Genomic DNA, 20,524 nt, shown 5'->3' with positions numbered 1-20,524 from the left:
ACGCCGGCCGCGAACCAGCGCATCGTCCCGGTCGCCTACAGCAAGGCCTACTACCGCGACCAGCCTCCACCGTTGATGGTCCTCGACCTGGCCGCTGAGGAGCGCGTCGACGTCGTCAAGCTCGAGCAAGAGCGTTCATGGCCTGGGCGGCGATCGAGGTGCTGCGCCACACGGGCGTCCGGGGTGAGGAACTGCTGGAGATCACCCACCTCGCGCTGCCACGAGGGCGAGAACTTGACGATAGCTTATCCGGGCCCCGGACGCCCTCGCGGACCGGACATCATGAAGGCCCGTCGAGGGGGCGTTCGGCTCATGTGGGAGCTTCGAACGCCCCCTTCGTTGTGACCACGGTCGTGCTGGTCAGAACCGGTTGCGACCGGACCTCGAACGGCCCGAAAACGGCACGGCATGCCGCCCAACCATATCCCGACCCTTTCTCGTCGCATTCTTCACGCGAAGCCATAAGACGACATCTTGAGTTTACCGCGATTCGACAAGCGAATTCCTTTCATGATCTATGAAGATAAAATGGATCTATTGCAAGCTGGGCCGGGTTGGTCGCATGCCTGGCGGCATTCCCGGGGATGGATGACAGGACCGGTTCCGGCGCGCCGGTTGAGCGATCAGGAGAACCGGCGTTGCGGGAAGATCGTGCGGGCTCGCCGATTCGCTTCGCAGACGGTGCGCAAGCAGCAGGCTTCAGGACTTGGCCTCCACCTTGATGGAGGTTGCATCGTAGCGTCCAGTAAGTCAGCCACGATGCGAGGAGCGAATCATGATTTTGGTGACTGGAGCCACCGGGCGAGTCGGCGGCAGTGTGGTGTCCCAGCTGCTGGATAAAGGTCTGTCGGTACGCGCGCTGGTCCGGGATCCGCAGCGAGCCCTGCTGCCCGACGGCGTGCACGTCGTGCGTGGCGACCTGGCTGATCCGGGCAGCCTCGGTCTCGCCCTGGAAGGGGTCGACTCGGTGTTTCTGGTCTGGCCCACCATGGAGGCGGACCATGCCGCGTCGCAGACCATCGCCGAGATCGCCAGACGGGTGCGGCACATTGTCTATCTGTCCAGCAACGGCGTATCCGAGGACACGACCGAGGGGATCCTGGGCTCCCACGCCAAGTTGGAGCGCTTGATCGAGGACTCCGGCGTGGAATGGACGTTCCTGCGTCCGGGCGGATTCGCCGCCAACACGCTGGCCTGGGCGGAACAGATCCAGGCGGAGGGTGTGGTGCGGTGGGTTCACGGCGCCGCCCGGCGGGCGTTGATCCACGAGCGAGACATCGCGGCGGTGGGAGTTGTGGCGCTCACCGAGGAGGGACTCAAGGGAGCCAGGCCCACGATCACCGGGCCGGAGGCGATCACACAGTTCGAGCAGGCTCAGGCGATCGGCGCGGCGATCGGGCGCCCGGTGCGGTTCGAGGAGGTAACCCCGGAGGATGCCAGGCAGGAACTGTTCGCCGGTCTTCCGCCGGCATTGGTTGACGGCATCCTGGCCGCACACGCGGCCATGGTGACCCAGCCCGAGATGGTCACCGATACGGTGGAACAACTTACCGGGACTTCGGCGCGCACCTTCGGCGAATGGGCGGCTGACCACGCCGCCGACTTCAAGTCGTGATGGAGCACGCAAGTTCGGCGAGCGGGCCATCGTGCCGGGCGCCGACGGAGTGATCGACACGGTGTGGCCGTCCGGGCTCGCCGGAGCAGGAGGGCAGTCGGCCGTCACACAACTCGGGCAAGGCAGAGGGAACAGTGGTCGAGCGCACGCCATGGGGGTGGTTGTGCCGGCACGTCACCGACCGTGGTCACACCCGGTGTCCGGACGAGACGATCGTCCTTGTCACGCTAAGCTGGCCGCCCGCGATCTGGAGGTGCCGCCGGTGAAGGGAACTCGGAGTGCCGCCGAATGCCGTACGCGGGCGGAAGAAGTCCAGGACCTCCACGCGATCAGCCACCTCGCGCCGGAGCCGATCGGGCCGAGCACCGGCTTTCCGGTGGTCGTCAAGGACAACATCCACGTCGCGGGCATGCCGAACACCGCGGGCACCCCGGCTTTGGCGCGCCATGTTCCGAGTGAGCACGCGGGCGTGGTCCGCCGCCTGCTCGACGCGGGCGCCACCGTCATCGGCAAGGCGACCATGCACGAACTCGCGTTCGGCATCACCTGCGACACGACTCCCCTGGGTCCGGTGCGTAACGCCCGTGACCCGTCCCGCTTCGCCGGGGGCAGCAGCGGCGGAACCGCGGTGGCCGTCGCGGCGGGCATCGTCCCGGCAGGTCTGGGCACCGACACCGGGGGTTCGGTGCGCGTGCCCGCCGCGCTGAACGGGGTCTGCGGTTTCCGGCCCACCACGGGCCGCTACCCGTCCGACGGCATCACGCCGTTGAGCAGCACCCGGGACACGGTGGGGCCGATCGCCCGCACGGTCACCGATCTCGCGTTCCTCGACGCCGTACTCGCGGCGGAGAAACCGGAACCCCTGTTCGGACTCGCGCCGATCCGGCTGGGCGTGCCGCACGGTTTCCTGACCGGCGACCTGGCCGACGACGTCGAAGAACTGTGGACGGCCGCGCTGATCCGTCTGCGCGCGGCCGGGGTCACTCTGGTGCCGGTCGACGACACACCCCTCGCCGAACTCGTCGCCGATCAGGGCATGCCGCTGGTGATCCACGAAGCCGGCACCGGGCTACGGGCGTACCTCGCCAAGTACGTGCCGGAGATTTCGTTCGAGCAACTCGTCGACGAAGTCGCCGCGGCCGATGTCCGGGCGATCTTCGCCGAGTCAGTCGTGCCCGGCATCGAGCCGGCCGTCTACGAGGCCGCCCTCGCCAACCGCTCGGCCTTACGCCACGCCTACGCGAGGATCTTCGACCAGACCGGCATCGACGCACTGGGATTCCCCACCACACCAGCGACAGCCCAGGACTTTTCCTCCATCGAAGAGTTCATCCACCGTGGGCGCGCGGTCCCGACCTTCCCGACCTTCATCCGAAACTGCCAGCCCGGCAGCATCGCGGGTGTTCCCGGCCTGACCCTCCCGATGGGACAAGGCCGCGGTGGCCTACCCGCCGGGCTGGCGCTCGACGGCGCCGTCGGCGGTGACCGGAAACTGTTGGCGGCCGGGGCGTTCGTCGAACGGGTCCTGACGGTCTAGCCGGGCTCACTTTCGTCCGAACTGGACGATACCTTCAAAGCGGCCGCCCCTTCGTGCCTGGATGTGACCGCGGGCCGGCCTCATCCAGCTGTCTTCCCCGCACCGCCTCGGGTTCGTTGATGAGCGCCGCGTGTCTTGTCACCGTCCGTCCTGCCGCCCGATGATCGGCGCGACCACCCTGTTCGACCTCGAGCCAACGCGTTCGACCGGTGGCCGAGGGACAACGCCAGCGCTACGCCCACGGCCCGGAAAGGCAGCAGCTGGACAATGACCGCCAACCCCGGTCTGGCGACGTCGCCGACGATCCAGAACCGATACCCGTCGAACGACTTCGGTTCCAGGAACGCGACTCTCTCGGCGCAGGCCACGAGCGCGGCGCCAACGGCGGTGCCCGCCAGTGCCAGTACCAGACCGGTCGCGCGCCGCACGTGAACGGCACCCGTTCGTCGTCGTGCAGACCCGGAGTTCATAAGCGCGGGACAACTAGTTCACAGCGACCGCGGCCTCAGCAGCGGTCGAGCATGCTCGACAACGCGTTCCGCTCCGGGACCGTGATCGTGAGTCCATACGCGCGTTTGACCACGATCCAGGCTGTCGCATAGGTGCACCAGTAGGTCACCAACGGCGGCTTCCACTGATCGGGGGCCTTGTCGCTCTTCTGCTTGTTGACGTTGTCGGTCACCACCCGCAGCTGCGGTCCGGTCAGGTCGTTGGCGAACTGCTCGCGCCTGGACTGTTCCCACGACTTCGCGCCACTGGCCCACGCCTGAGCCAGCGGCACCACGTGGTCCACGTCCACGTCGGCCGCCTTCCGCCACGTCTCACCGTCATAAGGGCTACGCCACGACCCGGACACGGCAGTGCATTCCGCGTTGACCTCGACGTTCACGCCGTCGCGTTTCAGCAACTCCTCACGGACATCGCACTTGCCGGACACGGTCTTCCAATGCGGAAACTTGGCCCGGTCATAGCCGTCCAGGCCGCCGCGAACCGCGACCGACAGCTCCCCGAGACGCTTCCGCGCCTCGGCCACCGAAACCACCGGTGCCTTGCTGGAAGCCGCGCCGCTGGTCTCCGAACTTTCCGGAGCACCAGTCGGAATCTGACACCCCGCCAGCAACGACACTCCGATTACTGCCCATGCTGTCGCCTCGCCACTACGCCGAATCCCACCGCGCACGGTGCCCGCCTCCTCGTCGACGACCATGTCGCACACGGTCCTGACCAGTAAACGGGAACAGCGACGGCCACCGTGACCGGCGAACAGCGCAACTCGCCTCTGTCGTTCCCGACAAGGGAAGCAGTCATGCGAACCCTCCGGCCTTTTGGTGGATTGCCCTTCCAGGCTCGTTCCTGATGTGCTGCGAGTTCGTCCAAGGGGGGAAGGAACGGCGTGATCGACGCTGACCATGCGCGAGATCGCCGGCCTGCTGCATCTGTCCCACCGCACGGTCGAACGGCACGTGTCGAGCCTGATCGCCAAGACAGGACTGCCGGGCCGCATCGAACTCGGACGGTTCGCGGCCACCGCGGGCATCCTCCGGATCACCCCAGCAACCGGCTCGAGTGCCGACAGCGCACGACGGTCGATCTTCCCGTTGACCGTCAGCGGCAGCGTCTCCCGGTGGACGCAACGCCGGGGCACCATATGCGGTGGGACCTGGGTGCGGCAGCCACCGGCGCACGGTGGACGCGCCCGGATCCGGACCGGTGTAGTACCCGGTCAGCTCGTTGTCGGCGCCGGAAGGTCGCCGAACTGCTGGAACTGACCACCGGCGACTTCCCAGGCCCGAGGCTACTTCCCCTGCTGGCCACGGAGAATCGCACCCGGTTGTCCGCAAGGACCCGTCAGTCGGTGGTACGGGATCAGGACTATCAGGTCGCTCTGCTCGACCACACCGCCGACCCGGCGCGGCCGCGAGTCGCGCTCAGCGCGGACGCCGTGGTCTCCGAACGCGACGGGCGCGTCCTCGTGCGGCTGCCCGACGGACAGGAGTTCGACGTCCTGGAGGTGTTCTCCCAGGGGCTGACGCGGCTGGTGATGGACGCCTTCCAACCCGTCCCCGAGCTACCCCACACCCCGCGGACCACAGTGAACCATCTGGTCGTGGCACGGGAGAACCGGTTGCCCCGCTTCGTCTTCGCCGTGTCGTCAGCCGAACCGAGGCCGCTCTACGTCGACTTCGACAGCCCGGTCTACGTTCAGATCCTGGCGAAAGCCATCCGGCGGCTGACCAGGAAGGACCCGGACGCGACCCTCACCCTCACCCTCACCGAAATGCTGCCCACTCCCGAACAGACGTGGCTGGCAGACGGCCACGGCGACACCTACACCGCCGAACTCCGCCTCGTCGCGGTGGATCAGCGACCCTGACCCCGCACCGCACCGCATCGAACGAAGCCGGTCACTGTCGGACAGCCGGGAACCCGTGCCGGGCGGCGATCGCCACGGCGCAGGCCAGCGCGGCCAATGCCACCGTGATCCACGGCAGCGGGGTCGCGGTTCCGGCCCGGTCGAGCACCGAACCACCCAGGTGCGCCCCGCCCGCGATCGCGAGGTTGAGGACCGGGAAGCGATCGATGCCTACCTGGAGCAGACTCGGCCACGTCCGCGCGGGCCGGAGGATCCGGCGGTGACGGCCTGAGCGACATGCACCAGGGCGGCGCGGTGCGGAAATCCAACGCGGTCGCTCCCATCCCTGCCTGTATTTGTCATGCTCGTCATCCCGCCTCTGCGGCACCCGCTCACCTCCGTCAAGGTCATCGGACGAGTTTTTCGCCGCCCAACAGGAAAAGGGGCTCTGGACCCTACAATCGCGGCCATGTCTGAAGTGGAGCGATCGGCGAGGCGAGTGGCTGATTCCGACCGCGAAAGGGTGGCTCAGCTGCTGTACGAGGCCATGGGGGCGGGCCAGATCACCACCGCCGAACTGGAGACGAGACTGGACGCCGTCTACTCGGCGAAGACCTTCGCGGACTTCGAACCCGTCGTCGCGGATCTCTCTCCGGTGAGCACCGACACCGAGGACGCACGAGGCGGACGGTCCTCCACCGCCGTTATGTCGGGCACTCGACGACGGTTCGACGGGCCGCTGCCACCGAAACATGTCAGCCGCGCCTTCTGGGGTGGCGTGCGACTCGATCTGCGGCACGCCGAAGTCGTCACCGATCCTTGCACGATCAGGGCCGTGGCGATCATGGGCGGCGTCAAGATCGTGGTCCCGGAGGACTTCGTCGTCGACGTCCGGGGAATCGGGCTCATGGGCGGATTCGGGACCGGCCGCGGTTCGGCGCCGCAGCGGCCGGCGGTCGGTGCGCCGGTGCTGCGCATCACCGGTTTCGCCTGGTGGGGTTCGGTGAAGGTGATCAGGAAGGCCCGCGAATCCCGGCGCAAGGTGATCATTCGCGGCCGGAGACGGTGAGCAGGTGACCACGCCGATCAGCGCGAGCGGGCGGGAACTGCCCGGCACCCACTTGGTCCTGACCGTCCTCGGCGGGCACGTGGTGTCCGAAGTGGACTGTGACCGCGTCCAGCGATCTTCGCCGAACTGAGGTCCGATATGGACCCGCAGCACGCTCTGGCTACCGCAGGCCACTCGCCAGTGTGAATCCGAGCTCCCTGCCCCGCGTCACGAGTTCTTCCCTGGCCGCCGGATGCGCGACGTGGTCGACTATCTGCTGCGCCTGCTCGCTCGCGTCGTTACCCCAGATGGTCGCGACGCCGTGTTCGCTGACCAGGAAACTGTGCTGGAACGACGTCACCGGCCCGGCCAGCCGGGGCACGACCGTCGAGACGTCGGCCTTCGGATGCCAGGACGGCAGCGCGATGATCGCCCGGCCACCGGGTGAATGCAAAGCCCCGACCACGAAGTCGGTCTGCCCGCCGAATCCCGAGTAGATCGCCCCTCGCACACGGCTCGCGTTGGCCTGCGCGAACAGGTCCACCTCGAGGGCGCTGTTCACCGAAACGAGACCTCGCTGCCGGGCGATCACGGCGGGGTCGTTCGTCTTTTCCGTGCGCAGCAAGCGGATCCGCGGATTGCGGTCGAGCCACCGATACAGCTCGACACTGCCGAACACGAACGACGCCGTCACCGGTTCCGCCGGATCGAGTGCCCCGGCGCGGTCGAGCGCGAGCACACCGTCGCTGAACATCTCCGACCAGATCGCGAGTCCGCGCCGTCCGGTCACCGCGGCCAGCGTCGCGTCCGGGATCCCGCCGATACCCAGTTGCAGGGTCGCGCCGTCCGCGACCAGCCCGGCCACCCGCTCACCGATGGTCCGCGCCGTGTCCCCCACCGGCCGCGGGACCGGCGACAGGAGCGGCTCGTCCGCATCGAGGGCGTAGTCGATCTCGCCGACCGGCAGAACGCCGTCGCCGTAGGTGAACGGCATGTTCGGGTTGAGCTGCGCGATCACCAGGCCCCCTCGGGCCCGCACCGCCTCGACGGCGGCGGGCAGAATGTTCACCTCCGTGCCCAGCGACACCACACCGTCCATCGGAACCGAGGTGTGCAGCAGGACGACGTCCGGCGGCAGCGCGTGCTTGAGCAGCTGCGGCACCAGCGACAGCCGGGACGGGAAGTACCGCAGCCCGGCGCGGCCACGCATCCCCGCACCCACGAACGGCGTCTCCAGCAGCACGCCCTCGCGGTCGGGCATCCCGGCCTGCGCGTTCAACGCGAACAACCGATACTCCGCCAGTGCCGCGTCCAGCACGTTCAGCGCCCGCATCGGGGTGGCGAAGTTCCCGCTCACCACCACCCGGGGCCGCGGTGCGGGGACGCCTGCCAGGACGGCACCGAGTTGACTCTCCGACAAGACGCGCATGAGCCGATCATGCCCGAGGAACCGTGCGGCGGCCCTGTACCGAGGCGGACGACACGCGTGACTGGATGCCGATCTCGCGTGCTTGGGCGCGGACAACACCACAGCCGGATTCCGCCACGAGTCACGTGTCCAGCCACGCGAGCAAGGAGGATTTCCGATGCTTGAGAACTTCAGCGGCCCGGTCGATCGCTGGGTCGACTCGGCGAGCGAGGTCAAATCGGTGATCGCGGCCCGGCCTCGCACCCAACCCCTCGTGCCGACGATCAACGCCACCACGATCGTGACAATCAGAGGCTGTCTCGCAGCGGCACGGTGATCTGCTTGAGCCAGGTGCCGGTGGTGAAGTCGCGAGCTTTGATCACGACGGCGCGGTGGGACACCTCGACCTGGAGGCCCTGGTTGAAGCTGCCGCCCAGGGACGCCTCACCGCCCTTGCCGTCGTCCACCCAGCCGGTCTGCACGGCGCCGGTGTTGACCACGGTGAAGCCTTCGAGGTTGCCGCTGCCCGGAACGACCCGGCGGGTCACCCAGTCCGACAGGGTGAGGTCCCAGTGGGTGTGCCCGGAGAACAGGAACACGTCCCGGTATCTGCCGAGCACCGCGAGCAGCCGGTCGGCCTGGAGGTAGTCGTTGAGGTAGAGCTTGTTGCGGGTGCCGGACACGGTGTTCGGCAGTGGGGTGATGGGTCAGCACCATCACCGGCTTGCGCCACCGGTCCCAGTACGCCAGCCGCTGTTCCAGCCAGGTGAACTGCCGGTCGCTGATCCACACCTCGTCCCACAGCTTGGGGTCGTGGTACTTGGCGTAGCGCTCGGTGCCAAGGCACAGCACCGGCACCCCGTCGAACGAGGTTTCCGAGTAGACCGTGTTGCGCCCGGCGAAGTTGTAGAAGCTGCGGAACAGCGAGTCTTCGGTGGTGCCGTTGGGCCAGGTCTCCTGCGCGAGAGTGTCCGGGTCCCGCCACTTCGGCACATAGAACTCGTGGTTGCCGATGGCCCACGCCACTTTTCTCGGATGCGGGTGCTTGTCCAGCGTCGACCGCACCTGGGCGTACTCGAAGTCGTAGCCGCGCGGGGTGATGTCTCCCGCCACGCCGAGCCCGGCGCTACGGGGGTTGATGGCGTTGATGTCGTCCAGGGCCTTGCCGAAATCGGCCAGGTCGCCCTGGATATCGCTGATGATGTTGAACCGGACGGCCATGCCGAACGGGTCCCGGCCGGGAGTGGCCTCCGCCGGGACGCCGAGTGCGGTGGTCGCGGCCACCGCACCACCCGTGGCCAGCATGAACGACCTGCGATCCATCAGACACCCACATTTCAGCTACCTCGACACCGACAGCGCAAAGGTAGGATGTCTGAGCTGATCATCGGTGTCGTCGCGCCAGCCGGGGCGTGTACGCGAAGATAACTTCGGGTTCCGCCCGAGTGCTTGCAATCTGCCACCACTCGGCGCTACCTTTCCGACAAGTGGTTGCACTTTGCAAGCGGAAGGGTCACGATGCTGAGACAGGTCGCGGAGGGCGTGCTGGTCCACCGGAGCGAGTTGCTCCAGAACAACACGGTTGTCGTGCAGGGCCAGGTCGGCGTGCTGGTCATCGACGCCGGGATACAAGACTCCGACATGGCTTGCCTCGCGAACGACCTTCGCGAGTTGGGCCAGCCCGTCGTGGCAGGCTTCTCGACGCATCCCGATTGGGATCACGTGCTCTGGCACGCCGAACTCGGCGAAGCACCCCGTTACGGCACGGCCCGCTGCGCGGCCCGTATGCGAAGCGTGCGGTCGAACACCGACTGGCGGACCCTCGTCGCCGAGGGACTACCCTCGGAAATCGCCGACGACATGTCACTCGACCTCTTCGGCCTCATTACCGATCTGCCTGCCGAAACCACGCACATTCCTTGGGATGGCCCTCAAATCCGGGTTATCGAGCATCCGGCTCACTCCCCGGGCCATGCGGCGCTGCTGATCGAAGAACGCGGGGTTCTCGTCGCGGGCGACATGCTCTCCGATGTCTTCATCCCGATGCTCGACGACTTCACCGACACCAATGACCCCATTGAGGAGTACCTCGTCGGGCTGCGACTGCTCGAGCCCGTGGTGAACGACGCTACTGTTCTCATCCCCGGCCACGGATCCGTCGGCAGGGCCGATCAGTTACGCGCACGGCTCGAACAAGATCGCGCGTACGTACATGCCTTGCGTGACGGCCAAGCACCCGATGACCCACGCATCGGCCCATCGGCGAAGCCCGGCTGGGAGTGGGTGAGTGACATCCACGAAGGGCAAGCTCAGAGCCTCGCCCGGAGGAACGAGCGCGACGGGACGCCCGGCTGACGCACGGTAGCGCTACCGTGCGTTCGTGACCCCAGCCGATGCCCGCGAAGCCCTCCAGTTCCACGCCTGCGTGCACCCCGACGTGGACGATCCGCGCTGGCAGAGGGGTTTTCTTGGCTCTCTGCGGCCCTTCACCGGCTTGCGCGAGGAGAACTTCCACGAGGTGATGTCGGCGTTGCGAGTCTTTGCCGAGCCACTACAGGCCGACATGGTGCCACGCGAGGTGATCTCCACCCTGGTCGGAATCTGTCACTTCGCGCGAGCCTGGGGCGTCGAGCCCGAGGGCATGCTCCGTCGAAACGATCTGATCGGCGACACGGACGTGGCTCGTCTCGACGAGTGGATCTCGACCATTTCCTACGCGCTGACCATGATCATGGACGGCGATGTCGCGGAGGCCTTCGACGAGTACGACCGTGCTCGTCGCCGACCCTGATCAAGGCACTTGCCCGAGTCACCACCGCAGAAGTTCCCCCGCTACAGGTACTGACTGAGGTCGTGGCCCTTCGGGTTCTTGATCCACTCGGTGCCGTCGGGTGTGGTGAACTTGCCACTGATGGTGTCGAACTTGGTGCCCAGCGGGGGCAGATCCGGCAGCGGGACGTCCATCTTGCTGTTCATCAGCCGTTGCGCGATGTCGGGGGTGATCCCGGTGTACTGGGTGTTGATCTCGACGTGGTCGCGGATCCCGCGTTCGAAGTCGTTCTCCGATTTGGGAAACTTCACCTCGTCACTGGGCTTGACCCGGAAGTCGATGCCGATGTCGGAGGCGTCCCGATTGGCGAGGGTGTTCTTCAGGTCGACGTAGGTTTGCAGACTCGATTCGAGTTTCTTGTAGTTCATGTTCGCGGTATGCGTCAGCGGGATCATGTTGTCGGCGGTGCCCGGCCCGCCCATGTCGCCGTTCTCGAGGTGCCCGCGGATCCACTTCTCATCGGCGCTCAGGAACTGGCTCTCCCCCGGCTTGGGATTCTTCTTCGGAGTGTTCTCCAGGGTCTCCACCAGCTTTTCACTCAGTTTGTTCTCCCCGTAGACGTCTCCGTTCTTGTCCACCTTGTTGCTGATGACCGAGTTCTTGTTCAGCGCGTCGACGTCGGTGACCTGCTTGGTGTCCGGCGTGTTGACGAAGTCCTTCCCCCTGGTGGAGTTCTTGTCGTAGGTGGCCCGGACTTCTTCGGTGGTGCCCGCCTGGTTCTTGCTGCGGCCACCGCGGTTGGCGTTGTCGTTCTCGGCACGCGGACGTTTCGAGCTGCCACCGGTGTTACCCGCGTTGTGCCCGGTGCCGGAGGTGTCCGGGCCGTCGACGAACTTGCGTTTCTTGTCGCACCACACCAGGCCCAGCGGATCCGAGCCCGCGGTCGGGTCGTGCGGGTAACCGGCCGGATCGGGCCCGGCGGGGAGTCCGAGCGGATCCTGGCTGAGGTAGCGCGCGGTGGCCGGGTCGAAATAGCGGTGCAGGTTGTAGTGCAGCCCGCTTTCCGCGTCCAGATACTGGCCGGGGAACCGCAGCGGCGTGCCCGGCGCACCGGCCAACGGCCTGCCCCACAGCGTCCAGCGGCCGGTCCAGCTCAGTACGCCCGCCGGGTCCAGCAGGTCGGTCGGCGTGCCGATGGAGTCGGTCACGAAAGCCCGGAACCGCATCTGCCCGGCGCCGTGCTCGGTCTGGGTGACCGGTTCCTCGGTGTCGGGCCGCCGGTCCCAGGTGGTGACGGCGACGCCCGCCGGACCGGTGTGCGTCTGTTCGATCAGTGAATTGCCGTCCCAGACGAAACGCACCTGTTCGAGTACCCGGCCGTCGGGGCCGAGCAGTTCCTTCGCCGTGCGCCTGCCGAGCGGATCGTAGCGATATCGCCAGCGGCGGCCGTCCGGCGTGGTGAGACCGGTCAGCCGGTTGCGCGCGTCCCAGTCGTAGCGCCAGATCCGGTCACCTTCATGCCGGGCGGTACGACGGCCGCTCGCGTCGTGCTCGTAACGGACCACTCCCGCGCTGGTGACCGTGTTGCGCTCGTACGCGCGCGGTCCGGTTTCGGGGTACGCGGTGTTCGTCGTCACCCATTGCACGACCTTGCCCGCCCGATCGTAGGCGATGTCCTCACGCACCCCGTCGACCAGGTGGGTGGTGATCCGTCCGGCCGCGTCGCGTCCGAACGACTCACCCCCGGCGGCGTCCCGAATCGCGGTCAGCTCACCGTCGTCTGACCTGGCGAACTCCCGGTGCCGCAGCACGGTGCCGGTCGCGTCGGTGAAAGTCTGGCCGACGATCCGGTCGTCGGCGTCGAACTGCTGCCGCAGCTGGGCGCCTCGGTCGACGCGCCGTCCGATCGGGCGGCCCTCGGCGTCGTAGGCGTAGTCGACGCTGTGGTCGGCGGTCGACAGCACGCTCGGCCGCTCTGCCTTGTCGAAGGACCACACGCTGGTCGCACCGGAGGGGGTACGCCTGCTGATGGTGCTCCGCGCGGGGTCGTACTCGAAGACCACTTCCTGCCCATCGGTGACGGTGCGGACCATCCGGCCGTTCTCGTCCCGATCGAATTCCACCACGGACTCGCCGTCGTCGGCACGGACCAGCTCGCCGACCGCGTCGTAGGCGTAGGTGGTCTCCGTGTCTTCGGTACGGATCCGGACCAGGTTGCCGATCAGGTCATAGTCGTAGTCCGTGGCCCGGCCGGCGGGGTCGACGGACCGGATCAGCTGGCCCGCCGCGTCGTAGGCATAGGTGTGCGCACGGCCGTCGAAGTCGGTCTGCCGGACGAGGCGGCCGGCCGGATCGTATTCGTAGGTCCAGGTCAGTCCGTTGGGATTGGTCACCACGGACGGTCGCAGCTCGGTGTCATAGGTGTACTGGGTCCGCCCGCCAGCCGGATCGATCTCCGCGGTCAGCATGTCGAACGGGCCGTACTCACGCCGAGTCGCGCGACCCGCCGGATCGACGTGTTCGACCTCGTTGCCCTCACTGTCGTAGCGCCAGCTCTGCCGCTCGCTCAGCGAGCCGACCCGCCAGGCCCGCAGCCCCTCCACGGTCCAGCCGATCCGGGCCCGTCCCCTGCCGTGCGGGACCGAGCGTGGCCGTCCGAACAGATCGTTGTCCTCGGCCTCGGTGTCGTCGGGATTCGAGCCGGTGTCGAGGTTGATCGAGGCGGACACGCCGACCGGGTCCTGCCGCGGATCCGGTCCCCGACCGTCCGGGTAGGCCCGGTAGCGGGTGTGGTCACCCTCGTCCGCCAGCAGCCCGTCGACCACGCCGTCCTCGGACCGGTTCACCAGCACCACGCTGCCGTCGGGCCGGGTGACCTTCGAGATCTCGCCTTCGGCGTTGTAGGTGAAACTCGTCGTCCGGCCGAGCGGGTCGGTCTTCGACCGCATCCGGTCCCGGTCGTCCCAAGCGAAAACGGTGGTCGCACCGAGTGGATCGGTTTCGCGCACCACGTGGTGCGCCGTGTCGAGCTCGAACACCGTGACGTTGCCAAGGGAATCGGTATAGCGGGTCCGCTTCGGCTCGTAGTCGAAAGTGCAGTCGAGGAACCCGCGATCGCCCACGGTGCGCACACAGCGCCCGGCCGCGTCGTAGACGTAGCGGTACCAAATCCCATTGCGGTCCTGCCAGCCCGCCAGACGGCCGTCCGGGTCGTAGTCGAACCGCAGGGCCCGGCCGGAGGAGTTGGTCACCTCGGTGAGGTTTCCCGCGTCGTCGTACCCGTAGCGCATGACGACCACGTTCTGGCCCTGCAACGGATCGGTCATCCGCAGCGCACGCACCCGGCCGCGGTCACGGTCGATCTCCAGTACCCGCCCGTCGGAGTGCCGCCAGCGCACCCCCGAACCCTCCCCGTCGTGGTCGACCTCGATTCTCGGCCCGTCCTCGCCGAGCTCGAACGCGGTCAGCGGCAGCACCCTGGCCGGGGCACCCGCGACCGGCGCGAAACACAGCGTGATCCCGGAGTCCCAGGTCAGCAGCCGGTAAACGCCCGTCTCGTCCACCATCAGCACTCGCGACGGCCCGGCGAGAGAGTCCATCGGCCGTCCCGGCTCCGGCAGCGGGAACGTCAGGACCGTGCCGTCGTCGGAGAAGAAGCGGGCGTGTTCGGCGGTGAACTCCAGCCGTAGGTCGGCGGTCGACGACCAGGATCGGCCGAAGCCGGTGCCCTCCCGGTAGCTCGACATATGCGTGCGGCGGATCCGGATGGGCAGCGGTCCGGCCAGCGAAAGGTCGTCCTGCACCATCACGACCTCTCCGGTGGCGATGTCGATCGGGTCGCCACAGAGGTTCAGTTCGTCCGGCGCGGAGTGCTTGGGCGGAGGCTCGGTACGGGCCGGGGGCGGGCTTCCCTTGGTTCCACCGCCGGAACCACCCTTTGCACCCGAAGGAGTGACGTTCTCGCCGGGCGGGTTGGGGTTGCCGTTCTTGTCCCCGCCGCCGGAGCCACCTTTGTCGCCGCCGGGGTTGCCCTTGTCCCCGGACGGGCCGGAATGGTCGCCGGAAGGACCGGTGTGATCTCCTGACGGACTGGTGCCGTCGTCCTTGGGGTCGGGTTTGGGGTCGGGCGCTTTGGTCTTGATGTCCTTGGGCTTGCCGGCGGGTTTGACCGTCCCGCCTTTGAGGTTCTTCAACGCCTTCCCAGCGTCGTCGAACAGATCCCCGGCCTTCTTCAACAGCGGGATCAGGCCTTTGAGCGCCTTCACCAGCTTCGTGGTGAGTCCGGCGATCTTCGACGCCGTCTTCGCCACCGCGGCCACCACCTGCGGCACCACCCACGTCAGCCCGATCCCGAGCGTGAACACCACCTGCAACGCCCACGAAATCAGGTGCCCGATGAGTTCGGCGATGATGTCGCGGACCAGCGTCCGGACCGCGGCTACGACCTCCCCCGCCGTCTTGACCCCGCTGGCCGCGCCTTCGGTCCCTTTCTGAGCGCTCTCCATCAGCGTCGACGTGTTCTTCGCCTGCTTCCGGTACGCGTCGGCCGCTTCCCCCGTCCAGCTACCGAGGTCCTTCTGGACCAGGTCCACCAGCTCGACCGCGACGTCCCCGATCTCCTTGGCGACGTTCGTCCACGTCTCCGCCTGCGCCGCGATCTCGTCCGCGTTGCCGGTGAGAGCGTCGAGAGCCTCCTTCAGCGGGCCGACGTGCTCGATCAGCCAGCCGACCCCGGCGGCGAAAACCGCCCCGATCGGGTCCATCACCGCGGTCAGCGCGTCCAGCGCGGTCCCCACCGCACCCAACGCGACCGAAGCCCAGTCGCCGCTCTCGATCGCCGACTTCAGGTCGAGGGCGCCCTCCAACAGCGGCACACCCGACACCGCCGTCGTCGAGTCCTTCACCGGCGCGACCAACGGATTGCTCATGACTCAAGATTCAAGCACGCCACGTTCGGCCGACTCCGAAGCGTAGCTAGGGTGTCAGCGAATTCCAGAGTTCGTCACAGTGGTGTTGACGAGAGATCTCGGTAGTGAGCTGGCTGTCCCCCGCGGCGTGGAGCGACATGACGACGGGATTGTCCTCGGTGTAGGGCTCCCAGCGTGGCGTGCCGTCCACGGTGGGGTTGCCGGTGCGGGCGAAACCTGTCCACTGCGCGACGAGCTGGTCGGACAGTACTTGCAGGTTGGGGTTGAGCTTGACGCCGTCCGGGAGCAACAGGAGCCACTCGGCGATGTGGTAGGCGCCGTTCGGTTTGGTGGGGTCGAGGAAGAACTGCGGCGGCACGTCCGTGGCGTCCATCTGGTAGGCGTAGACCGGGATGTGCCGCGCCAGCCGTTCGTTGTTCAGCATGGCGGGGCAAACCGAGTTGGAGTCGGCCACGATGGTCCGGAAGGCCAGGAACGGGGCGGGCGAGGGGAACCGCGTCAGCGGATACGTCCGCCGGACAGCGGGAGCGTGCTCGCCGTACTGCTCGCGCACCAGGCGGTCGTAGTCGGCCGGGGTCGACGCGGAAGGCAATTGGGTCTCGTCGCGTGCCACGCCGTGGATCAGGGCCACGTCGTTGACGTGCCCGGTGGCGAAGGCCTCTCCCGGCGACATCGGCAGTGTCGTGCCGTTCACGATCGGCGCGATCGTTCCGTTGTCGGGTTCCCTTCCGTGATCAGCTTGTTCGAGCAGGGCTGCGGCCGGTAGCCCGCGAAGGCATGCTCCGGCCTCGGCCGCGTTGCCGCAACCGAGGGCGGCAGCGAACCGCGCACCGGCACGCTGGGCCTGCTGTTCCGTTGGCAGTTTCGCGTTGCAGTCCTGCGCCTGCCACACGGTGTTCACGCCGAGCAGCGAGTTGTACTCCCCGCTTTCGCTGATACCGCGCTGGAACAGCCCCGCTGAGGCAGGTGAGGCGGTGTGGGCGCAGACGCTCGACCCGCCCGCGGAGGCGCCGTAGATCGTGACGTTGTGCGGGTCACCGCCGAACCGCGCGATGTTGCGCCGCACCCAGCGCAACGCGGCCTGCTGGTCCTGCAGCCCGTAGTTGCCGGCATGACGGCCGAACGCCTCGTGCGCGAGGAAACCGAAGATCCCGAGGCGGTAGTTGACCTCCACGCTGATGACCTGGCCCGTCGTCACCAGACGGCTCGCGTCCTGCGGCTTCCACAGCAGGAACCCGCCGCCGTGGATTTGCACCATCACCGCCAACGGACCAGGTCCCACCTTGGCGGGCACGCGGACAGTCAGGTTGAGGCAGTCCTCGTTGTCCGAACCCGGACCGGCACCGGATGGTTGCGGGCACTGGTTGCCCTCCGTCGTGGCGGCGAACGGCTCGGTCCACGGGGCGGGCCGCCGTGGCGGCTTCCAGCGCAGGTTCCCTGTCGGCGGTGCGCCGTAGCGGATCCCTTGCCATGAACGGACATCGGCTCCCGCGATACCGCACACCGGCCCGTCGTCGGTCACCACCGTGGTGCCCGCCGAGCAGGCCGGTGCGGCTCGCTGCCCCATCTTCAGATCGCCTGCCATGGACGCCGAAGCGGTCAGCGACAGCGCCATCAGCACGACGACGGCCACGGCGAGCTTTCGGTCGAGTCTCATCCGTCCTCCACGTACCGAACAAAGGTCTGCCGAATTGGACGCGATAACCTCCAGTCTGGCCATCGCCCAGCAGGGCACAACCTCCGTTCGGTGGCGCCGGAATTGTCAAATTCCGGGCCACCATGGGCTTTCGCGGAGATCCGGATTCAGCGATCAGTGCCCGAAGTACCCCTTGAACAGGATCTCGCTGATCCTGGTGGTGGTCTCCTTTCCGGTTTCGAAACCGTTCTGGATGACCTTCGTGTTGTTCATCAGGGCGAGGGTGTACCGCTCGTTCGGTCCGACGAAACCGACCGAGTTCATGATCCAGGAGCCGTCGTCGTTGTCGTCGGACCAGCCGTCCTTGTTCCCCGGCCGCGCGGCGGAACCGGCTCCCCAGACACCCCACTGCTGGTTGACGTCGACGGTCCTCATCTCGCGGACGATGTAGTCACGGTGCTGCCGGGGCAGCCGCGTCAGGACGTAGTTGACCAGCCGGTCCAAGTCGTTCGCGGTGGTCAGGATCCAGCCCCAGTGGTGCGGGTGCTGATCGGTGAACCGCATGTCGGTCATACCGTAGGCAGGGAACCGCTTGGCGAACTCGGCCTCCCCGCCGTACCGGGTCCACAGCGTGTGGGCGGCGGCGTCGTCACTGGAGTTGAGCATCCGGTGGATCAGGTCCCGGTCCTCGGCGGTCAACCGGACGGCCCCGGAGTCGTTGCGCAGCAACAGGTCGACGACCATCGCCAGCTTCGGCGTGGAACAGGCCCAGATCAGGGTCCCGGCGGCCGCGCTCCGGTAGACGGCACCGGTCCACCGGTCACGGAGGACGATCCCGGTCTCGCCGGGCCTGCTGTCGGCATAGGCCTGAGCACGCGTGATCCGCGCTTGGAGTTCCCGGTCGAAGCGGGTGGTCGCCCCGGCGGGCGCGGCGGAGGTCAACACCACAACGGCCAGCACCACGGCCAAAATGGCGGAAAGTCTCTTCTTCATGTGTTCCCCAGAGTTAGGCGGCGGTCTTTCCTGTGTTTTCAGGCGTTCGGGAGCCACTGAGGTTGCCACAAACTGAGCTATAGTGACGGCGGTCACTTCGCGGCCCGATGCGCTCGGCGGCGGGCGGATGCGGCCGTACCGGATCGAAGACGCCACCGTGTCGGAATCCCTGGCCCTTGCGCGTGCCATGACGGTGCAGGCCAAGCCGCCGGGCTGAACCTGAGTGGTGGCTGGAGCATCGTTTCAGAACGACTCCTGGCCCACAGACGGGTGATCACCGCGTTCGAGGGCGCTCGCCGCGGAGACCGGCACGCTTTGCGCGCCGGACTTCTGCGTGAACTCGGGTGGCGTGATCTTCCTTCGAAGCAGGTTCTCGGCCAGGAGATCGGGAACGTGATCACCGATCTCCTGGCGCGCACGGAAAGTCGCGGTATCACGACCACGCAGGTGCCCCATGACCTGGCAACAGACGCGGCTCGAGGCTACTTCTTGATCTCGTAGCGCAGCAGTGTCAGGCCATTTTCGAACAACGTGGCCTCGACCGGCTTCAGGTCCTGTCGATCCTGGAAGACGCGCGTCCCCTTGCCGCGTGACACCGGGCAGACCAGCAGCCGGATCTCGTCGACATGGCCGGCGTCCAGCAGCGAGTGCATGAGTTTCAAGCTCCCCCACAACCAGATGTCCTTGCCGTGCTGCTCCTGGAGCCCCTGGATGGTGGCGGCCGGGTCGCGCGTCACGGTCGCGGCGGGGAAGTCACCCCAGGGCGCGTCGTCCAGCTTCGACGAGGCGACGAACTTGGTGAGGTTGTTGAGCTTCTTGCCGTATTCGCCCTGGTCCTCGGCGTGCGGCCAGTAGTCCTTGGACTGAGCGTAGGTGTTCGCGCCGAGAATCAGCGTGTCGAGCGAGTCGATGAACCCCATCACGCTCGCCTTGAACGCGGGGTCGCTCTTCTCGGAAAAGGGCTCCACTGACACGAAGCCGAGCCCGCCGTCTTCCTCCGCGGCGATGTTGTCGACGGTGACCCACTGCTGGACTATGAGCTTGCGCATGGTTGCCCTTCCGGTCTGTGCGCGGCCACGTCGGCCGCTTCTGCCTCTGGGACGGAGCCGCCACGCCGGTCTCGACATCCCGGTCACGGCGGACGATGCCGAGTGAGCCGCCCCAGCGCTCGCAGGCGTTCGCGAGACCGGCGTCGGTGTACTCCACGACGATCACGTTGCCGCCGAACGCCGGGACGTACTCATCGCAACTGTCCTGCTCACCGCATTCCTCGGCGACGGCGAAGTCGAGTCCGTTGGCTGCCGGTTCCCGGCCTGCGTTTCCCTCTCGGCCAGCAGGCCCTTGGAACACGTGAAGCTGTCATAGTTGTCCGGCTCGATCGCCTGGTAGCCCTTGGCCGCGCAGTCGTCGGTCCACGCGTTCACCTTCGCCACCACCCGCCCGCGCTTGTCCTCGGTCCGCAGATCGAGCAGGGCTTCACCACAGGCGGCTATTCGTCGCAGGGGCACACCAGTTGCGGAGCTTGATGAACAAGGGTTCGGGGACTCCGACCTGATCGGAACGGCGCAGCAGATCCTCAAGGCGGCAGGGTCGCCGCAAGGCTCGACGGGGCGACCCGCAGGCCGCACGAATCCGTCAAGCCCGGGGAGGTCGCCCTTCGGCGCGTTGCAGCCGTTCGATGGTTTCGTCGATCCAGTCGACCCAGGTCTGCGCCATCATCTCGCCGGCGCGGCGGACCGAGTCCCAGATCAGGGGATCGAGTTCGTCACCATCGGCGAGGTCGGTGGCCGCGGCGATCTGCTGAGGAAGCTCCTCGGCGAGCCTGTCGCGATCCTTGACGTGGAGATCACGCATCACCCGGAGCTGGGTCACCGTGTCCTCGGTGGAGCGGGACCCGGAGAAGAAGAACCGGACCAGGAACGGCACCCGGATCGGGTCCCGTTCGGTGACCAGTTCGCCGAGCCAGGCGTCGAAGGCCTCTCGACCGGCGTCGGTGGCCGAATACACCCGCCGGTCGGGCCTGCTCTGCTGCGGCTCCACTTCGGACACCACCAGGCCGCCGTCCTCGAGCTGGCCCAGTGTCCGGTAGATCTGGCTGAGCTGGGCGGGCCACACGAAGTGGATGCTGGCGCGGATCGCGGTGGCCAGGTCGTAGCCCGTCATCGGTTGCCGCAGCAGGAAACCCAGTAGGGCGAATCTGAGCATGGGGCTCCTTCCGGCGGCGACCGGAAGAGTA

The 20,524-nt window shown here is 67.3% G+C and carries 20 protein-coding genes and 2 pseudogenes; 9 read left to right on the top strand and 13 right to left on the bottom strand.

Translation table 11 applies throughout. From position 1 onward, the window contains the following. Positions 1 to 775: 775 nt before the first annotated feature. A complete protein-coding gene (locus ACM6LR_RS09375; RefSeq protein ID WP_414943586.1) occupies positions 776 to 1,615 on the top strand; it encodes an NAD(P)H-binding protein in 840 nt (279 codons plus the stop codon). A 262-nt stretch (positions 1,616 to 1,877) separates the two neighbouring features. Further along, a complete protein-coding gene (locus ACM6LR_RS09370) occupies positions 1,878 to 3,152 on the top strand; it encodes an amidase family protein (protein ID WP_414939086.1) in 1,275 nt (424 codons plus the stop codon). A gap of 80 nt (positions 3,153 to 3,232) precedes the next feature. Here ACM6LR_RS09370 and ACM6LR_RS09365 read toward each other — a convergent pair whose 3' ends face one another. Both ACM6LR_RS09365 and ACM6LR_RS09360 read right to left on the bottom strand, forming a co-directional pair. Then, on the bottom strand, positions 3,233 to 3,622 hold the full coding sequence (locus tag ACM6LR_RS09365) for an iron chelate uptake ABC transporter family permease subunit (protein ID WP_414939087.1): 390 nt from the start codon (positions 3,620 to 3,622) through the stop codon (positions 3,233 to 3,235). A gap of 35 nt (positions 3,623 to 3,657) precedes the next feature. Next, complete coding sequence (locus tag ACM6LR_RS09360) at positions 3,658 to 4,359, bottom strand: DUF1524 domain-containing protein (RefSeq protein WP_414939088.1); 702 nt, start codon at positions 4,357 to 4,359, stop codon at positions 3,658 to 3,660. A 202-nt stretch (positions 4,360 to 4,561) separates the two neighbouring features. Here ACM6LR_RS09360 and ACM6LR_RS09355 point away from each other — a divergent pair, with 202 nt between their 5' ends. The 4 genes from ACM6LR_RS09355 to ACM6LR_RS09340 all read left to right on the top strand — a co-directional run bounded on the left by ACM6LR_RS09355 (position 4,562) and on the right by ACM6LR_RS09340 (position 6,704). Beyond that, positions 4,562 to 4,921, top strand: coding sequence for a response regulator transcription factor (locus ACM6LR_RS09355; RefSeq protein ID WP_414939089.1), 360 nt, complete (start codon positions 4,562 to 4,564; stop codon positions 4,919 to 4,921). An 86-nt stretch (positions 4,922 to 5,007) separates the two neighbouring features. Next, entirely contained in the window at positions 5,008 to 5,526 is a 519-nt protein-coding gene (locus ACM6LR_RS09350) for a hypothetical protein (protein WP_414943585.1), read from the top strand. Between the two features lie 448 nt (positions 5,527 to 5,974). After that, complete coding sequence (locus tag ACM6LR_RS09345; RefSeq protein ID WP_414939091.1) at positions 5,975 to 6,574, top strand: DUF1707 SHOCT-like domain-containing protein; 600 nt, start codon at positions 5,975 to 5,977, stop codon at positions 6,572 to 6,574. 4 nt (positions 6,575 to 6,578) lie between these two features. Beyond that, a complete protein-coding gene (locus ACM6LR_RS09340; RefSeq protein ID WP_414939092.1) occupies positions 6,579 to 6,704 on the top strand; it encodes a hypothetical protein in 126 nt (41 codons plus the stop codon). 30 nt (positions 6,705 to 6,734) lie between these two features. Here ACM6LR_RS09340 and ACM6LR_RS09335 read toward each other — a convergent pair whose 3' ends face one another. The 3 genes from ACM6LR_RS09335 to ACM6LR_RS09325 all read right to left on the bottom strand — a co-directional run bounded on the left by ACM6LR_RS09335 (position 6,735) and on the right by ACM6LR_RS09325 (position 9,284). Then, positions 6,735 to 7,982: an acetyl-CoA hydrolase/transferase family protein gene (locus ACM6LR_RS09335; protein WP_414939093.1), complete on the bottom strand. Its 1,248-nt coding sequence runs from the start codon at positions 7,980 to 7,982 to the stop codon at positions 6,735 to 6,737. 287 nt (positions 7,983 to 8,269) lie between these two features. Next, the gene (locus ACM6LR_RS09330) at positions 8,270 to 8,509 is read right to left on the bottom strand and encodes a DUF4073 domain-containing protein (protein ID WP_414939094.1); all 240 of its coding nucleotides are present in this window, start codon (positions 8,507 to 8,509) and stop codon (positions 8,270 to 8,272) included. Next, positions 8,406 to 9,284 (bottom strand): metallophosphoesterase family protein, encoded by an 879-nt coding sequence (locus ACM6LR_RS09325; protein WP_414943584.1) that lies wholly within the window; start codon positions 9,282 to 9,284, stop codon positions 8,406 to 8,408. The genes ACM6LR_RS09330 and ACM6LR_RS09325 overlap by 104 nt, the downstream gene beginning before the upstream one ends. Positions 9,285 to 9,479: 195 nt before the next feature. On the opposite strand from ACM6LR_RS09325, the gene ACM6LR_RS09320 reads away from it, so the two are divergent. Together ACM6LR_RS09320 and ACM6LR_RS09315 are read left to right on the top strand one after the other, a co-directional pair. Further along, the gene (locus tag ACM6LR_RS09320; protein WP_414943798.1) at positions 9,480 to 10,316 is read left to right on the top strand and encodes an MBL fold metallo-hydrolase; all 837 of its coding nucleotides are present in this window, start codon (positions 9,480 to 9,482) and stop codon (positions 10,314 to 10,316) included. Between the two features lie 25 nt (positions 10,317 to 10,341). Beyond that, positions 10,342 to 10,752: a hypothetical protein gene (locus ACM6LR_RS09315; protein ID WP_414943583.1), complete on the top strand. Its 411-nt coding sequence runs from the start codon at positions 10,342 to 10,344 to the stop codon at positions 10,750 to 10,752. Between the two features lie 41 nt (positions 10,753 to 10,793). On the opposite strand, the gene ACM6LR_RS09310 is transcribed toward ACM6LR_RS09315, so the two are convergent. The 3 genes from ACM6LR_RS09310 to ACM6LR_RS09300 form a co-directional block, all read right to left on the bottom strand. Further along, on the bottom strand, positions 10,794 to 15,659 hold the full coding sequence (locus tag ACM6LR_RS09310) for a DUF6531 domain-containing protein (protein WP_414943582.1): 4,866 nt from the start codon (positions 15,657 to 15,659) through the stop codon (positions 10,794 to 10,796). Positions 15,660 to 15,705: 46 nt separating this feature from the next. Continuing rightward, positions 15,706 to 17,316: a carboxylesterase/lipase family protein gene (locus ACM6LR_RS09305; protein WP_414939099.1), complete on the bottom strand. Its 1,611-nt coding sequence runs from the start codon at positions 17,314 to 17,316 to the stop codon at positions 15,706 to 15,708. Positions 17,317 to 17,469: 153 nt separating this feature from the next. Next, on the bottom strand, positions 17,470 to 18,288 hold the full coding sequence (locus ACM6LR_RS09300) for a serine hydrolase (RefSeq protein ID WP_414939100.1): 819 nt from the start codon (positions 18,286 to 18,288) through the stop codon (positions 17,470 to 17,472). Between the two features lie 82 nt (positions 18,289 to 18,370). Here ACM6LR_RS09300 and ACM6LR_RS09295 point away from each other — a divergent pair, with 82 nt between their 5' ends. Beyond that, a complete protein-coding gene (locus ACM6LR_RS09295; protein ID WP_414943581.1) occupies positions 18,371 to 18,505 on the top strand; it encodes a hypothetical protein in 135 nt (44 codons plus the stop codon). Between the two features lie 26 nt (positions 18,506 to 18,531). Here ACM6LR_RS09295 and ACM6LR_RS09290 read toward each other — a convergent pair whose 3' ends face one another. From ACM6LR_RS09290 to ACM6LR_RS09270, 5 genes and pseudogenes are all read right to left on the bottom strand, one after another. Further along, positions 18,532 to 18,744, bottom strand: coding sequence for a hypothetical protein (locus ACM6LR_RS09290; protein WP_414939102.1), 213 nt, complete (start codon positions 18,742 to 18,744; stop codon positions 18,532 to 18,534). Between the two features lie 26 nt (positions 18,745 to 18,770). Further along, positions 18,771 to 19,337, bottom strand: coding sequence for a dihydrofolate reductase family protein (locus ACM6LR_RS09285; protein ID WP_414939103.1), 567 nt, complete (start codon positions 19,335 to 19,337; stop codon positions 18,771 to 18,773). Between the two features lie 154 nt (positions 19,338 to 19,491). Next, positions 19,492 to 19,638, bottom strand: a pseudogene (locus ACM6LR_RS09280) (hypothetical protein); the annotation flags it as partial. 20 nt (positions 19,639 to 19,658) lie between these two features. Continuing rightward, positions 19,659 to 19,712, bottom strand: a pseudogene (locus ACM6LR_RS09275) (hypothetical protein); the annotation flags it as partial. Positions 19,713 to 19,923: 211 nt separating this feature from the next. Continuing rightward, positions 19,924 to 20,493: a PadR family transcriptional regulator gene (locus ACM6LR_RS09270; RefSeq protein ID WP_414939104.1), complete on the bottom strand. Its 570-nt coding sequence runs from the start codon at positions 20,491 to 20,493 to the stop codon at positions 19,924 to 19,926. Positions 20,494 to 20,524: the final 31 nt, after the last annotated feature.

The organism is Amycolatopsis sp. cmx-11-32, assembly GCF_047608695.1.
In the GTDB taxonomy this organism is placed as follows: domain Bacteria; phylum Actinomycetota; class Actinomycetes; order Mycobacteriales; family Pseudonocardiaceae; genus Amycolatopsis.
This window is presented reverse-complemented; position numbering and strand designations above follow the sequence as displayed.

Excerpts from the sequence above, each read along its gene's own strand:
- ACM6LR_RS09375 (WP_414943586.1), top strand. The coding sequence starts at position 776 with ATGATTTTGGTGACTGGAGCCACCGGGCGAGTCGGCGGCAGTGTGGTG.
- ACM6LR_RS09365 (WP_414939087.1), bottom strand. The coding sequence starts at position 3,622 with ATGAACTCCGGGTCTGCACGACGACGAACGGGTGCCGTTCACGTGCGG.
- ACM6LR_RS09360 (WP_414939088.1), bottom strand. The coding sequence starts at position 4,359 with ATGGTCGTCGACGAGGAGGCGGGCACCGTGCGCGGTGGGATTCGGCGT.
- ACM6LR_RS09355 (WP_414939089.1), top strand. The coding sequence starts at position 4,562 with ATGCGCGAGATCGCCGGCCTGCTGCATCTGTCCCACCGCACGGTCGAA.
- ACM6LR_RS09345 (WP_414939091.1), top strand. The coding sequence starts at position 5,975 with ATGTCTGAAGTGGAGCGATCGGCGAGGCGAGTGGCTGATTCCGACCGC.
- ACM6LR_RS09335 (WP_414939093.1), bottom strand. The coding sequence starts at position 7,982 with ATGCGCGTCTTGTCGGAGAGTCAACTCGGTGCCGTCCTGGCAGGCGTC.
- ACM6LR_RS09325 (WP_414943584.1), bottom strand. The coding sequence starts at position 9,284 with ATGGATCGCAGGTCGTTCATGCTGGCCACGGGTGGTGCGGTGGCCGCG.
- ACM6LR_RS09320 (WP_414943798.1), top strand. The coding sequence starts at position 9,480 with ATGCTGAGACAGGTCGCGGAGGGCGTGCTGGTCCACCGGAGCGAGTTG.
- ACM6LR_RS09310 (WP_414943582.1), bottom strand. The coding sequence starts at position 15,659 with ATGAGCAATCCGTTGGTCGCGCCGGTGAAGGACTCGACGACGGCGGTG.
- ACM6LR_RS09305 (WP_414939099.1), bottom strand. The coding sequence starts at position 17,316 with ATGAGACTCGACCGAAAGCTCGCCGTGGCCGTCGTCGTGCTGATGGCG.
- ACM6LR_RS09300 (WP_414939100.1), bottom strand. The coding sequence starts at position 18,288 with ATGAAGAAGAGACTTTCCGCCATTTTGGCCGTGGTGCTGGCCGTTGTG.
- ACM6LR_RS09290 (WP_414939102.1), bottom strand. The coding sequence starts at position 18,744 with ATGGGGCACCTGCGTGGTCGTGATACCGCGACTTTCCGTGCGCGCCAG.
- ACM6LR_RS09285 (WP_414939103.1), bottom strand. The coding sequence starts at position 19,337 with ATGCGCAAGCTCATAGTCCAGCAGTGGGTCACCGTCGACAACATCGCC.
- ACM6LR_RS09270 (WP_414939104.1), bottom strand. The coding sequence starts at position 20,493 with ATGCTCAGATTCGCCCTACTGGGTTTCCTGCTGCGGCAACCGATGACG.